The organism is Aquitalea sp. ASV15 (assembly GCF_016429115.1).
GTDB classification, from domain to species: Bacteria; Pseudomonadota; Gammaproteobacteria; order Burkholderiales; family Chromobacteriaceae; genus Aquitalea; species Aquitalea magnusonii.
Map to the genome: position 1 here is coordinate 129,987 of NZ_JAELTZ010000001.1, position 12,571 is coordinate 142,557.

Annotated in this window: 14 protein-coding genes; 2 read left to right on the top strand and 12 right to left on the bottom strand. The window is 60.2% G+C overall.

From position 1 onward, the window contains the following. Positions 1-15: 15 nt before the first annotated feature. From JHD64_RS00605 to JHD64_RS00630, 6 genes are all read right to left on the bottom strand, one after another. On the bottom strand, positions 16-1,221 hold the full coding sequence (locus JHD64_RS00605) for a CynX/NimT family MFS transporter (RefSeq protein WP_199051923.1): 1,206 nt from the start codon (positions 1,219-1,221) through the stop codon (positions 16-18). Continuing rightward, positions 1,218-2,114, bottom strand: a complete 897-nt coding sequence (locus JHD64_RS00610) for a pirin family protein (protein ID WP_199051924.1) — start codon at positions 2,112-2,114, stop codon at positions 1,218-1,220. The genes JHD64_RS00605 and JHD64_RS00610 overlap by 4 nt, the downstream gene beginning before the upstream one ends. Beyond that, complete coding sequence (locus JHD64_RS00615; protein ID WP_199051925.1) at positions 2,111-2,455, bottom strand: putative quinol monooxygenase; 345 nt, start codon at positions 2,453-2,455, stop codon at positions 2,111-2,113. The genes JHD64_RS00610 and JHD64_RS00615 overlap by 4 nt, the downstream gene beginning before the upstream one ends. A gap of 13 nt (positions 2,456-2,468) precedes the next feature. Beyond that, positions 2,469-3,215 carry an SDR family NAD(P)-dependent oxidoreductase gene (locus tag JHD64_RS00620; protein ID WP_199051926.1) on the bottom strand — a complete coding sequence of 249 codons (747 nt, stop codon included), beginning with the start codon at positions 3,213-3,215 and terminating at the stop codon, positions 2,469-2,471. An 85-nt stretch (positions 3,216-3,300) separates the two neighbouring features. Continuing rightward, entirely contained in the window at positions 3,301-3,930 is a 630-nt protein-coding gene (locus JHD64_RS00625; RefSeq protein ID WP_199051927.1) for an isochorismatase family protein, read from the bottom strand. Positions 3,931-4,026: 96 nt separating this feature from the next. Beyond that, positions 4,027-4,749 (bottom strand): isochorismatase family protein, encoded by a 723-nt coding sequence (locus JHD64_RS00630; protein WP_199051928.1) that lies wholly within the window; start codon positions 4,747-4,749, stop codon positions 4,027-4,029. 193 nt (positions 4,750-4,942) lie between these two features. On the opposite strand from JHD64_RS00630, the gene JHD64_RS00635 reads away from it, so the two are divergent. Next, complete coding sequence (locus JHD64_RS00635) at positions 4,943-5,884, top strand: LysR substrate-binding domain-containing protein (RefSeq protein WP_110312871.1); 942 nt, start codon at positions 4,943-4,945, stop codon at positions 5,882-5,884. Between the two features lie 127 nt (positions 5,885-6,011). Next, a complete protein-coding gene (locus JHD64_RS00640) occupies positions 6,012-6,635 on the top strand; it encodes a LysE/ArgO family amino acid transporter (RefSeq protein WP_059286932.1) in 624 nt (207 codons plus the stop codon). A 68-nt stretch (positions 6,636-6,703) separates the two neighbouring features. On the opposite strand, the gene prmB is transcribed toward JHD64_RS00640, so the two are convergent. The 6 genes from prmB to JHD64_RS00670 form a co-directional block, all read right to left on the bottom strand. Further along, the gene (prmB, locus tag JHD64_RS00645; RefSeq protein ID WP_059286929.1) at positions 6,704-7,624 is read right to left on the bottom strand and encodes a 50S ribosomal protein L3 N(5)-glutamine methyltransferase; all 921 of its coding nucleotides are present in this window, start codon (positions 7,622-7,624) and stop codon (positions 6,704-6,706) included. A gap of 136 nt (positions 7,625-7,760) precedes the next feature. Continuing rightward, complete coding sequence (locus tag JHD64_RS00650) at positions 7,761-9,137, bottom strand: phosphomannomutase/phosphoglucomutase (protein ID WP_199051929.1); 1,377 nt, start codon at positions 9,135-9,137, stop codon at positions 7,761-7,763. Positions 9,138-9,221: 84 nt separating this feature from the next. After that, a complete protein-coding gene (trpD, locus tag JHD64_RS00655; protein WP_059286927.1) occupies positions 9,222-10,250 on the bottom strand; it encodes an anthranilate phosphoribosyltransferase in 1,029 nt (342 codons plus the stop codon). A gap of 88 nt (positions 10,251-10,338) precedes the next feature. Continuing rightward, positions 10,339-10,908, bottom strand: coding sequence for an aminodeoxychorismate/anthranilate synthase component II (locus JHD64_RS00660; RefSeq protein ID WP_059286926.1), 570 nt, complete (start codon positions 10,906-10,908; stop codon positions 10,339-10,341). A 65-nt stretch (positions 10,909-10,973) separates the two neighbouring features. Then, positions 10,974-11,177, bottom strand: a complete 204-nt coding sequence (locus JHD64_RS00665) for an AlpA family transcriptional regulator (RefSeq protein ID WP_199051930.1) — start codon at positions 11,175-11,177, stop codon at positions 10,974-10,976. Positions 11,178-11,208: 31 nt separating this feature from the next. Next, a protein-coding gene (locus JHD64_RS00670) for an IS3 family transposase (RefSeq protein ID WP_199051931.1) occupies positions 11,209-12,359 on the bottom strand; the annotation gives its coding sequence in 2 pieces (ribosomal slippage) (positions 11,209-12,122 and positions 12,122-12,359; 1,152 coding nt in all). Positions 12,360-12,571 lie beyond the last annotated feature (212 nt).

Below are 12,571 nucleotides of genomic sequence, written 5' to 3' on the forward strand. Positions count from 1 at the left end.
CAGAAGCAGGCCATGCTAATGGCTGCGTGGCCGCAAGGCAAACAGCATGGCAGCGATGAGGGCTCCGGCCAGAAACAGCCAGCGCGCCACGCTCCAGTCGGTGGCACCTGCCACCATGGCCGCCAGCAGCAAGGGGCCGAGTAACTGTCCCAGATTGGCCAGTTGTACAAAGTAGCCTTGCAACACGGCCAGCTGTACCGGTCCACGGCTAAGGCCGTGTGCCGACGACAGGGCGGCTGGCGGTACTGCGCCACCGCAAAATGACAGCAGCAGGCACAGCAGATAGGCGGCATCCGCCGACAGGCCGGGCCAGAAGGCAAGCACGCCGCTCAGGCCCATCAGCCCCAGCGCACTGCAAATCAGCGTATCGCGTGCCATACCGCGCCTGAGCAGCCAGGCGCCAGCAAGGTTGCCGGGAATATTGGCTACCACGGCCAGTGCCGACAGCAGGGCGATGCGGCTGGCAGTCAGCTCTGGCCGGCCATGCAACATGGTGGGCAGCCAGACAAACACTGCCCACAGCATCAGGGTATACAGCATGAAGGCGAGGCCATAACGCCAGACTGCAGCCTGGCGCAATACGGTAAAAGGTGCTGTCTGTCCGGATGCAGGCGCCGCTGTCTCGGTGCTGTGTTGGCGGAAGGCCGGTTTGCAAGCCAGCAACAATAGCAAGGCCAGCAACTGTAGCGCCATGCCGGTCAGCCAGGCCAGTCGCCAGCCGCCCACTGCCGCCAAAGCGGGAGTCAGCAGCATGCCGATGGCTGCACCCAGTGGCAGGTTGACTGCCCACAGGCTGAGTGCCAGCCGCTTGTCCTGATCGTTGGCCAGGCTGACGATCATGCTGGGCATGGAAACTGATACCAGCAGGAAGCCGATGCCTTCAATCACTCGCGAGGCCAGCAACATGTCCAGCCCGTGTGCCGGCAGGGCCAGTCCGCCGCCAAGCAGCAGCAACAACAGGCCGATGACACCGGCTTGCAGGGCATTCCAGCGTGCCAGCAGCAAGCCCATGAACAGGCTGAACACAATGGCGAGGCTATTGAAAGCCGAAGCGATCCAGCCGCCTTGCACCAGCGTCAGCCCCAGCTCATGGCGCAGCAGGCCGAGCACCGCCGGCACCTTGCCCAGACAGAAGGCTCCGGCCGCACCAGCAAAAATGGCAATCAGCACGGCCGGCCAGTGGGTGGCCGGCGCGGCTGCCGGCCGGGTCGGCGTCGTCATGCTGGCTGACGGCTGTTGCGCAGCCAGTCCTCGCTCAGTTGGCCGAACTCGCCACGCTGATAGGCACGGATGCGCTCGTTGATTTCTGCGCTGCTATTCATCACGAAGGGACCGTGCTTGACCAGGGGTTCTTTTAGCGCCGGGCCGGATAGCAAGACAAAATGGCAGCCTTCGGCGCTGTATAGCTGTAATGCAGCGGCTTGTGTCGCCGTAGCATCCAGGCCGATACCAACCGCGCTTCCCGCCGGGATGTCGGTGGTTTGTCCTGCTGCCTGCAGCTGTAAGGGACCATCGATGGCATACAGCATGGCATTCCAGCCGGGCTCCAGTTCATGGGTGAAGCGTTGGCCCGGTTCGATAAAGCCATCCAGCAGGGTAAAGGCTTCTGGCAAATCCGCGCTGTGGGCGGCGGTGATGCCATTGCTGCTGCCGGCGGCAATGCGTACCCGCACGCCTGGGGCGCGGTATTCCGGGATGGCTGCCGGATCGGCATGTACGGCAAACGGTGCCTGCATTTTCTTGCTGGCGGGCAGATTGACGAAAATCTGCAGTGCATGCACATGCGGATTGGCACCTTCCGGTTGTTCGGTATGTACCGCGCCACGCCCGGCCGCCAGCCAGTGCAGGGCTCCGGGTACGATAGGCCCCTGATTGCCCATGGAGTCGTAATTGACATGCGGGCTGCTGGCGTCCTCGAACAGATAGGTGACAGCGGAAATACCGGCGTGCGGGTGGGGCTCAAAGGTGGGGGCGGTCATGTGGAAGTGATCCACCATCACCACCGGGTCGATCAGCCCGTGGAACATGTCTTCGCCAAAATGCTGGGCCTGGAAGCCGGTGCCGATGGTGAGCGGCTGGCCGTGGACTGCTGCGGAAATCTTCAGTTGAGTCATGGTGTGAGTCCTGATTGCCGCCGGGCCAGGCGGCCGCAGCGTTGTTGAAGGGGGAGCGGCTGCCAGTGCCGCAGCAAGCGTTCTGCGGCAAACATGCTTTGTACCTTGGCGAAATAGGGCTGATAGTAAGCGCGCTGCAACTGCACTGCTTCCAGATGACGACGACTGCTCCAGCCTTCCAGCAGCAGGATGCGGCAAGGGTCGTCATCGTTCTGGAAAATCTCAAAGCGCAGGCAATCAGCCTCTTGCTGCAGAATGAAACGGCTGAACTGTTGAAGTTCTTGCAGGAAATCAGCCACACACTCTGGTTTGATGGTCAGTTCCACCGTCAGTACATGCATGCCCGTTGCAGCCTTACAGGGCATCGGTCAGGCCGCCATCAGTCAGCAGGGTGCGGCCGGTAATCCAGCGCGCCTCGTCACTGGCCAGGAATGCCACCACATCGGCAATGTCTTGCGGCTGTGCCACCCGCCCCAGCGGTGTGCCCCTGGCCACGGCTTCGCGCCGCGCCCGCGGCGTGGCTGCGGTCATGTCGGTTTCGGTCATGGCCGGTGCCACCGCATTGACAGTAATGCCGCGCGGTCCCAGTTCCAGCGCATAGGCGTGGGTCAGTACCGAAACGGCGGCCTTGCTGGCCGAATAAATGGCCGTGCCGATGCGTGGTGAGTAGATCAGGTTGCTGGACAGATTGACGATGCGTCCGCCATGCTCCGGGAAAAACGGCAGGGCATGGCGGGTCATCAGCAGCATGCTGCCCATATTGCCGTCGAACACACGGGCGATATGCTCGGCATCCACGTCGGCCAGGCTGCGTCCCTTGAAGACGCCCGCATTGTTGATGAGGATGTCGATGCGGCCAAAGCGGGTGGCGATGGCCGACAGCACGTCGCGCACTGCCTGTTCCTGGCTGACATCGGCTGCATGGGCCTCGGCCTTGCCACCCTGGCTGATGATGTCGGCGACAACTTGTTCGGCCTGTTGCTGATTGCTGCGATAGACAATCACCACCTGTGCGCCCTGGCTGGCCAGCTTGTGCGCGATGGCTGCACCAATGCCCCGTGAGCCGCCGGTGATGACGGCCACCTTGTCTGCTTGTTTCATGTCGGATTCGCTCTGTCTGGCTTGTTTGGAGGCTGTGGGCAGCCAGCTCCCTCAAGCGGGTGCTGGCCGTGCTCACTGCGGGTGCTTAGGTCTTGGTGAATCCGCTCTGGATCTGCCATACCAGCGTGGCAAACGGCATGTCCATGTCGCTGTAAACTTCACCCGCGCTGGGGTCGACATTGCTGCGCAGCATTTCCACCGCTGCGGTGGCATAGTCGGTAACCGGAATGCCGGCACCCAGCAGACGTTGCAGGCCGGCAGTACGCTTGGCTTCGTTGAAGGTACCGGAAGCGTCCAGTACCACACGGGTATCGTAGCCAGCGGCTTTGGCCGATAAGGCCGGGAAGCTGGCGCAGATTTCCAGCGATACGCCAGCCACAATGATTTGCTTGCGACCGGTTTGCTCGATGGCGGCCCGCACGTTCGGGTCTTCCCAGGCATTGATCACGGTGCGGCTGATCACCTGCACCCCGGGCAGGGCGACGGTCAGTTCCGGCATGGTCGGCCCCCACATGCCATCCGGCATGGTGGCGGTGACAATGACCGGCACGCCCAGCGTGCGCGCGGCTTTGGCCAGTGCCACCACATTGTGTTTCAGATCGCCCAGCGGGATATCACGTACCCCACTGATCAGACCGACCTGATGATCGACCAGCAGTACAACTGCGTTATCGCGTGACAGCATGTTCAGATTGGCATTTTCATGTTGTGACATGGTGTTCCCCTCGCTTTAAAAAGTGATGCGGATGATGCGTACGCTACGGCCAGTGCCTGACTGCGGACAGGCGTTTGCAGGACTCACTGCAGCGGCTTACTTTTTGCTGAAGCCGCTTTGCATCTGCCACACCAGGGTGGCGAAGGGCATGTCCAGATCGCCATACACCTGTCCGGCCTTGGGGTCGACATTGCTACGCAGCATCTCTACGGCAGCAGTGGCATAGTCGGTGACCGGGATGCCGGCACCCAGCAGGCGCTGCAGGCCGGCAGTACGCTTGGCTTCATTAAAGGTGCCGGAGGCATCCAGCACCACGCGGGTGTCATAGCCAGCGGCCTTGGCCGACAGCGCCGGGAAGCTGGCACAGATTTCCAGCGATACACCGGCGACGATGATTTGCTTGCGGCCGGTTTTTTCGATGGCTGCGCGTACTTTCGGGTCTTCCCAGGCATTGATCACGGTGCGGCTGATCACCTGCACACCGGGCAGCGCGGCGGTCAGTTCCGGCATGGTCGGCCCCCACATGCCATCCGGCATGGTGGCGGTGACAATGACCGGCACGCCCAGCGTGCGCGCGGCTTTGGCCAGTGCTACCACATTGTGTTTCAGGTCGCCCACCGTGGTGTCGCGCACACCGCTGATCAGGCCCACCTGGTGATCCACCAGCAGCAGCACGGCATTGTCACGTGACAGCATGCTGAGGTTGGCATTTTGCTGGGCGGCTGCTGTGGTGGCAGCGGCGGCGGGCAGGGATACGCTGGCGGCAGACAGGGTGGCGAGGCCGAGCAGGCTGGCGGACAGCAGTTGACGAATTTTCATGGCTTGGTCCTTTGCATTGTGGTGGGAGCAATTCCGCGTCGTCGGGCTGGTCTTGGGTTGAGACTGTACGAAAGGCTTAATTGCGTGGAACTATTATGAAGAAGGCCGCCATGATTAAAATATAAGAAAAATCGTATTAATCGTTCCAGCAGTGGAACGATTAATGACTGATTAGCCGCAAGGAAAAACCACCATGATTCCGCTCGCACTCGATTTGAATGATCTGTTCCTGTTTTCCCAGGTGGTGCAGCGCCAGGGGTTCAGTGCGGCTGCCCGCAGCCTGGGCCTGCCCAAGTCACGTTTGTCACGCCGGGTCAGCTTGCTGGAGGAAAGACTGGGCGCACGCCTGCTGCAGCGCAATGCGCGCAATCTGCGGCTGACCGATGCCGGGGCTGCCTTGTATGCCCACTGCCTGGCCATGCTGGCTGAGGCGCAGGCGGGCGAGGCCGCGGTACGGCAGCGTCAGCAAGAGCCCAGCGGCCAGGTGCGGCTGAGCGTGCCGATTGCCATTGCCGATGCGGTACTGTCGCGCCTGCTGCCCGATTTCATGCAGCGTTATCCCAAGGTGAAATTGTCGGTGCAGGCCAGTAATCGCCAGGTGGATTTGCTGGAGGAGGGCGTGGATGTGGTGGTGCGTGGAGTCGGTTTCGAACAGGCTTCCTCCAGCCTGGTGCAGGTCAGCCTGTGTACTGCCCAGTGGGGCTTGCTGGCCACGCCGGCATGGCTGGCGCAGCTGGGCGATGTTCTGTCGCCGCAACAGCTGGAAGGATGTGGCTGCCTGCAGTTCGCTCCGCTGGACGGTGGCACGGATGTCTTGCTGCTGCGTCACGATTCTGGCAGCTATCAGGATGTGCGGGTGAATGTGCTGCTGCGCAGCGACAATGTGCAGACCTTGAAGCAGGCGGCGCTGGCTGGGCTGGGGCTGGCCGGGCTGCCGCTGTATAGCTGTGCGGAGGAGTTGGCGGCTGGGCGCTTGCAGCTGCTGCTGCCGCAGTGGCGGCCCAAGGATGGCCGGCTGGTGATGCTGTATCCCACGCGCCGTGGCTTGTCGCCGGCAGTACGGGTGTTGATCGACTTTTTCAAGCAGCACTTGCCGGATTTGCTGGAGTATCGCGCCTGTCCGGGGGAGGTGTGATATTAATATTTCTTATCGTAGATAAAAATTATTAGCTTAACTTCTATCCGGATTGACTCTAAGCTAGGCGCCTGTTCATGGCACTCCCAGCCACCCGCTGGGCTGCCGCTTGCATGGCGAGAAAATCATGTTCAACTTGAATGTCTATCTGGCGGCCCTGGGCTTGTCCACCAGCCAGATCGTGGGCATCGGCCCGCAAAACGCTTTTATCATCCGCCAGGGCATAGGGCGTAGCCATATTCTGCCCATCGTGCTGATCTGCATCGTGGCCGATGTGTTGCTGATCAGCTGCGGGGTGCTGGGCATGGGCAAGATCATTGGCGCCATCCCTGGTTTTGTGCAAACAGTGGCCTGGCTGGGAGCCGGTTTTTTGCTGTGGCTGGGGTTCAAATCCTTCCGTGCGGCCATGCATCCCGGTGCGCTCAAGCTGGAGGGGTCGGTGGAGCGTGACCGCAAGCGCGCCATTCGCACCATCCTGCTGGTTACCCTGCTTAATCCCTATGTCTGGCTGGATACCGTCATCCTGATCGGCAGCGTGGCATCGGTGTATGGCAGCCTGGCGGCGCCATCCTTCATTCTGGGCAGCATCACTGCTTCGGTGCTGTGGTTTGCCGGCATCGGCTTCTTTGCCGGTAAACTGGCGCCCTTTTTCCAGAAGGAGAGCAGCTGGCGAGTGCTGGATTGTGCCATCGGCCTGATCATGCTGTTTACCAGCAGCCTGCTGCTCTGGAATTACGGCTTTAGCCATTAATCCATTCATCCCGGAATGCAAAAAAAGCCGGACGCTGTCCGGCTTTGTTCATGGCGTTGGTGGCTGCCTTACTCGGCGGCCTCGTCCAGCTCCAGGCCCTTGATCAGGTCGTCACGGGTCAGCAGGAAGACAAAGCCATCACCGCTGGCGGTTTCCATCCACATGAAGGGCAGGTTGGGGAAGCACTCTTCCAGCATTTCGCGGTTGTGGCCGATTTCCACCAGCAGCACGCCGTGTTCGGTCAGCAGGTCTGGTGCGCGGCGCAGGATTTCGCGGGTGGCATCCAGGCCATCCTCGCCGGAGCCCAGGGCGATTTCCGGCTCGTGCAGGTATTCCTGCGGCAGGGCATCCACCGATTCGGCATCCACATAAGGCGGGTTGGCGATGATCAGGTCGTACGGTTCTTCCAGTCCTTCGCACAGATCGCTGTGAATCAGCTGGATCTGCTCCTCCAGGCCGTAGTTCTGCACGTTGATGGCGGCGACTTCCAGCGCATCCAGCGAAATGTCGACGGCGTCGATTTCGGCATCCGGGTAGTGATGGGCCAGCTGGATGGCCAGGCAGCCGGAGCCGGTGCACAGGTCGAGGGCGCGGTGTACCAGTTCGGGGTGTTCGATCCACGGTTGCAGCGGTTCGCCCAGCAGCTCGTAGATAAAGGAGCGCGGCACCAGCACGCGTTCGTCCACATAGAAGCTGAATTCACCTTGCCAGGCTTCGTGGGTGAGGTAGGCCACCGGTACTTTTTCTTCGGCCCGGCGTTCGATCAGGTCGACCACATCCTTGACTTCGGTGGGCAGCAGGCGTGCGTCCAGATAGGGTTCCAGCCGGTCGATCGGCAGCTTGAGCGTGGTCAGGATCAGGTAGGCCGCTTCATCGTGGGCATTGTCGGTGCCATGGCCATAGGTCAGGCCGGCCTGATTGAAACGCGATACCGCAAAACGCAGCAGATCGCGCACGGTGGTAAAGCTGCTGGCAGCCTGGGCGTACATGCTCATCCTTTCGGGACAGGGGGCCGGGATGGGCCGTCCCTTATCGATAATGACAGGGGACATGGCCTGCCATGTCCCCTGTGGTCTGGTTCGGCCGCCATTATAGGGCAAGCGGCCGCAGCTGCACCATTTCCGTTCAGAACGGCAGGGCGGCATCCGTGGCGGTGGCCAGTACGCGGCGGAAATCCGCCTTGATGCGTTCCAGCGCTTCTGCATTATCAGCCTCAAAGCGCAGCACGATCACCGGCGTGGTGTTGGAGGCGCGCGCCAGGCCGAAACCATCGGCATATTCCACGCGCAGGCCGTCCAGGGTGTTGATTTCCTCGGCACCGTCAAAGCTGGCCGTCTGTTGCAGCTTGGCAATCAGCGCATGGTTTTCACCCTCGGCCTGCATCTTCAGGTTGAGCTCGGGCGTGGAAACGGCATTGGGCAGGGCGTTGAGCACGGCGCTGGGGTCTTCCACCCGCGACAGCACTTCCAGCAGGCGCACGCCGGCATACATGCCGTCGTCAAAGCCATACCAGCGTTCCTTGAAGAACACATGGCCGCTCATTTCGCCGGCCAGCAGCGCACCGGTTTCCTTGATCTTGGCCTTGATAAAGCTGTGGCCGGTACGTGCCATCACCGGCTCGCCACCGTTTTCCAGAATCCACGGCTTGAGCAGGCGGGTGGATTTTACGTCATAAATGATCTTGGCCTTGGGGTTGCGTTCCAGCACGTCGGCCGCAAACAGCATCAGCTGGCGGTCCGGCCAGATGATATTGCCGTCCTTGGTGACCACGCCCAGGCGGTCGCCATCGCCATCAAAAGCCAGGCCCAGCTCGGAGTCGGTCTTGGCCAGCGCTTCGATCACGTCCTGCAGGTTTTCCGGTTTGGCCGGGTCCGGGTGGTGATTGGGGAAGGTACCATCCACGGTGCAGAACAGTTCACGTACGCGGCAGCCCAGGCGACGGAACAGCACAGGGGCAAAGTCGCCGGCGATGCCATTGCCGCAATCCACCACGATGTTCATATTGCGCTCCAGCTTGATATCGCTGGTGATGCGCGTCAGATAGGCTTCGCTGATGTCATGGGTGCGGTAGCTGCCGGCACCTTCGGCCAGATCGCCGCTGGCAATGCGCTGATACAGGGCCTGGATGTCGTCACCGGCCAGGGTGTCGCCGGCCAGCATCATCTTGAAGCCGTTGTAGTCCGGCGGATTATGGCTGCCGGTGACCATGACGCCGGACAGCGTGCCCAGTTCATAAGCAGCAAAATACAGCATAGGGGTGGCCACACGGCCGACATCGATGACATCGACACCGGCGGCACGGATGCCTTTGGCCAACGCATCGCTCAGGTCGGGACCGGACAGGCGGCCGTCACGGCCAATGACGATGGCCTTGACCTTGCGCGCAACGGCTTCCGAGCCGATGGCATGGCCGATTTGCTGGGCTGCTTCAATGGTCAGCGTCTTGCCGACAATGCCGCGAATATCGTAAGCCTTGAAAATGTCTGGGGATGGTGTGCTCATGATGGTAGGCAATATCTCGAAAAGCAGGAATCAATGGTAAAACCATCCGGTCACCACGGGTGGCCGGACGTGCAAGAAAGGGGTTCAGGCGGCCAGTGACTGGCTGAGCTCGATCAGCTGCTGCAGCTTGGCACGCGCCTGGCCACTGGCCAGGACTTCACGCGCCAGCGCAATGCCATCGGCCAGCGTGGCGCAAATGTCCGCAGTATAAATGGCTGCGCCGGCATTGAGCAGCACGATGTCGCGCGCCGGCCCAGGCTGGTTGTCCAGCACCGACAGCAGGATGTCGCGCGATGCGGTGGCACTGCTGGCCTGGATGTCCTTCAGTTCGAAGAAGCTGAAGCCCAGTTCGCGCGGGTCCAGCAGGTATTCTTCGATATGGCCGTCTTTCAGTTCGGCCACCATGGTGCGGTCGCTGAGAGTGATTTCATCCAGTCCGTCCAGACCATGCACGATCATCACATGCTTGCTGCCCAGTTGCTTGAGCACGCGCGACTGGATGCCGACCAGATCGGGGTGGAAGACGCCCATGATCTGGTGATCGGCATTGGCCGGGTTGGTCAGCGGCCCCAGGATGTTGAAGATGGTGCGGGCGCCCAGCTCCTTGCGGATGGGGGCAACATGCTTCATCGCGCTATGGTGATTGGGCGCGAACATGAAGCCGACGCCGATCTCATCGATACAGCGGGCCACTTGCTGCGGGCTGAGGTTGAGATTGACGCCCAAGAGCTCCAGCACATCGGCACTGCCCGAGCTGGACGATACCGAACGCCCGCCATGCTTGGCAACGCGTGCGCCGGCCGCGGCTACCACAAAGGCCGATGTGGTGGAGATATTGAAGGTATGGCTCTTGTCACCACCGGTGCCGCAGGTGTCGATCAGATGCTCGCGCCGGCTGACCGGCACCGGGGTGGCGAACTCGCGCATCACCGTGGCGGCAGCGGCAATTTCCGACACGCTTTCCACCTTGGTGCGCAGGCCGATCAGAATGGCCGCAGTCTGTGCCGGGGTCAGTTCGCCGCGCATGATCTGGCGCATCAGATCCAGCATTTCGTCAAAAAACAGTTCGTTACCGTCAATCAGTCGGTTGAGGGCAGCCTGGGGGGTCAGCATGATGAGGGTCCTTGAATCGCGGGCGGGGCTGTCTGGGCAGCACGGCAAAGAGGCCCCGCCGGTGACGGTGGGGCCGTCGGGCATTCGCTCAGGCGAATTCCTTGAGGAAATTGTCCAGCATGCGGTGGCCATGCTCGGTCAGGATGGACTCGGGATGGAACTGCACGCCCTCGATGGGCAGGGTCTTGTGGCGCACGCCCATGATTTCGCCGTCATCGGTCCAGGCGGTGATTTCCAGGCAGTCGGGCAAAGACTCGCGTTCGATCACCAGCGAGTGATAACGGGTGCAGCTCACCGGATTGGGCAGGTCACGGAACATGCCGACATTGTGATGGTGCACCGGCGACACCTTGCCATGCATCAGTTGCTTGGCGTGAATGATCTTGCCGCCAAAGGCCTGGCCAATACCCTGATGACCCAGGCACACCCCCATGATGGGCAGCTTGCCGGCAAAGTGCTTGATAGCGGCCACCGAAATACCGGCTTCGTTTGGTGTGCAGGGGCCGGGGGAAATCACCAGGTACTGCGGCTGCAAGGCCTCGATTTGTTCCAGGGTGATTTCATCATTGCGAAACACCTTTACCTCTTGTTGCAGCTCGCCAAAATACTGCACCAGGTTGTAGGTAAAGGAGTCGTAGTTATCGATCATGAGTAACATATTTAGCTTAACACCTTGTATTGATTGACTTTATTTGTCGATATTTCAGCCCGTTACTCACAACATTACTCACATTGCTGTTCGATGGGCTTGTTCTTCCATTCGAGATAGATTTCTTCAGGCCATCGAGATGAGAATTCGTACTTAACCGGGGCCGGGAAAGTTTTGTCCTTAATCTTACGGTAGATGGTGCTCTTGTGCCAGCCGGTTAACTCCGAGATTTCCTTGATGGTTAGTAGCTTTCCGCGCATTTCAAACTCCTTCTTCATATCATTTCGCGACTGAATCGCCCCGGCTTCTCTAGACACTCTTGAGCCGTTGGAAATATTGCTTCTCAAACTCTACCGGCGATAGCCCGTTTGCAGAACCATGCCGGCGTTTCGGGTTGTAAAACATCTCGATGTAATCGAAGATGTCCCGCCGGGCCTCTTCCCTGTCGTGATAGGTTTTGCGCTTGATACGCTCACGCTTTAGCAACTGGAAGAAACTCTCCGCAACAGCATTGTCGTGGCAGTTCCCACGCCGACTCATGCTGGGCACCAAGCAATGAGCTTTCAAGAAGTCCTGCCAATCGTAGCTACTGAACTGACTTCCCTGGTCGGAATGCACCAGTACCTCCTGCTTGGGCTGACGTCGCCATACCGCCATCAACAGGGCATTCAGCACCAGCTCTCTATCGATACGTGACTGCATCGACCAGCCAATCACCTGCCGTGAGAACAGGTCCAGCACCACCGCCAGGTACAACCACCCCTCATGCGTGCGGATATAAGTGATGTCGGTCACCCAGGTCTTATTTGGCTCATTCACGGTGAACTGGCGTTGCAGGTGGTTAGCTGCCACCACGGCCGGGCGGCCACTGTAGTGCCCAGGACGTCGATGGTAGCCAGTCTGCGAACGTAAGCCCTCCTGCTTCATCAGCCGTGCCACGCGATGTTTGCCGCAGCGCTCCCCCTGAGCCTGCATGTCGTCATGCACCTTGAGATAGCCATAGACACCGCCACTTTCGAGCCAAGCCTGCTTGATTTGCCCCAGCAAACGCTGGTCTTCTCGCGCTCGCGGTGAGTACGGTGACGCTTTCCAGGCGTAGTAGCCACTGGGGTGCACCGACATAACACGACACAGGCATCGAATAGGGAACTGCTGCGCATGGGTCCGGATGAAGGCATACCTTACCCGGACTCCTGGGCAAAGTATGCGGCGGCCTTTTTTGGGATGTCGCGCTCCTCGGTGACCCGCTTGAGCTCTGCCTTGAGACGTCGGATTTCGGCTTGCTGGTCTGCAGGTTCGGCCGGTTGGATGCGCTTGGGGTCGTAGCGTTTCAGCCATTGATACAGGCTGTGGGCAGAGACACCGAGGCGGCTGGCGACTTCGGCCACAGGGTCACCACGCTCGGTTACCTGTTTGACCGCTTCAATCTTGAACTCTTCGGGGAAACGCGGCTTGCTCATGACACCTCCTTGTGGGGCCTGGTGTGAGGCTCTTGAGGTGTCTAGGAAAGGAGGGGTGATTCACTTACCCGCTGCGTTCATGCGTGGAAAAACCTTTTTTTCAAAAGGATAAGGCAATATTCGTTTTATTGAAAATGAATATGGCATTTGCAATTCAATTTGAGTAATAATATGTCAAAACAAACGATATCCCGCTTATGCCAACAAGTGAT

Bases quoted from the DNA above. Each gene is read 5' to 3' on its own strand.
- JHD64_RS00665 (WP_199051930.1), bottom strand. From the start codon at position 11,177: ATGAAGAAGGAGTTTGAAATGCGCGGAAAGCTACTAACCATCAAGGAA.
- JHD64_RS00660 (WP_059286926.1), bottom strand. From the start codon at position 10,908: ATGTTACTCATGATCGATAACTACGACTCCTTTACCTACAACCTGGTG.
- JHD64_RS00625 (WP_199051927.1), bottom strand. From the start codon at position 3,930: ATGTCACAACATGAAAATGCCAATCTGAACATGCTGTCACGCGATAAC.
- trpD (WP_059286927.1), bottom strand. From the start codon at position 10,250: ATGCTGACCCCCCAGGCTGCCCTCAACCGACTGATTGACGGTAACGAA.
- JHD64_RS00650 (WP_199051929.1), bottom strand. From the start codon at position 9,137: ATGAGCACACCATCCCCAGACATTTTCAAGGCTTACGATATTCGCGGC.
- JHD64_RS00605 (WP_199051923.1), bottom strand. From the start codon at position 1,221: ATGACGACGCCGACCCGGCCGGCAGCCGCGCCGGCCACCCACTGGCCG.
- prmB (WP_059286929.1), bottom strand. From the start codon at position 7,624: ATGTACGCCCAGGCTGCCAGCAGCTTTACCACCGTGCGCGATCTGCTG.
- JHD64_RS00610 (WP_199051924.1), bottom strand. From the start codon at position 2,114: ATGACTCAACTGAAGATTTCCGCAGCAGTCCACGGCCAGCCGCTCACC.
- JHD64_RS00620 (WP_199051926.1), bottom strand. From the start codon at position 3,215: ATGAAACAAGCAGACAAGGTGGCCGTCATCACCGGCGGCTCACGGGGC.
- JHD64_RS00615 (WP_199051925.1), bottom strand. From the start codon at position 2,455: ATGCATGTACTGACGGTGGAACTGACCATCAAACCAGAGTGTGTGGCT.
- JHD64_RS00635 (WP_110312871.1), top strand. From the start codon at position 4,943: ATGATTCCGCTCGCACTCGATTTGAATGATCTGTTCCTGTTTTCCCAG.
- JHD64_RS00630 (WP_199051928.1), bottom strand. From the start codon at position 4,749: ATGAAAATTCGTCAACTGCTGTCCGCCAGCCTGCTCGGCCTCGCCACC.
- JHD64_RS00640 (WP_059286932.1), top strand. From the start codon at position 6,012: ATGTTCAACTTGAATGTCTATCTGGCGGCCCTGGGCTTGTCCACCAGC.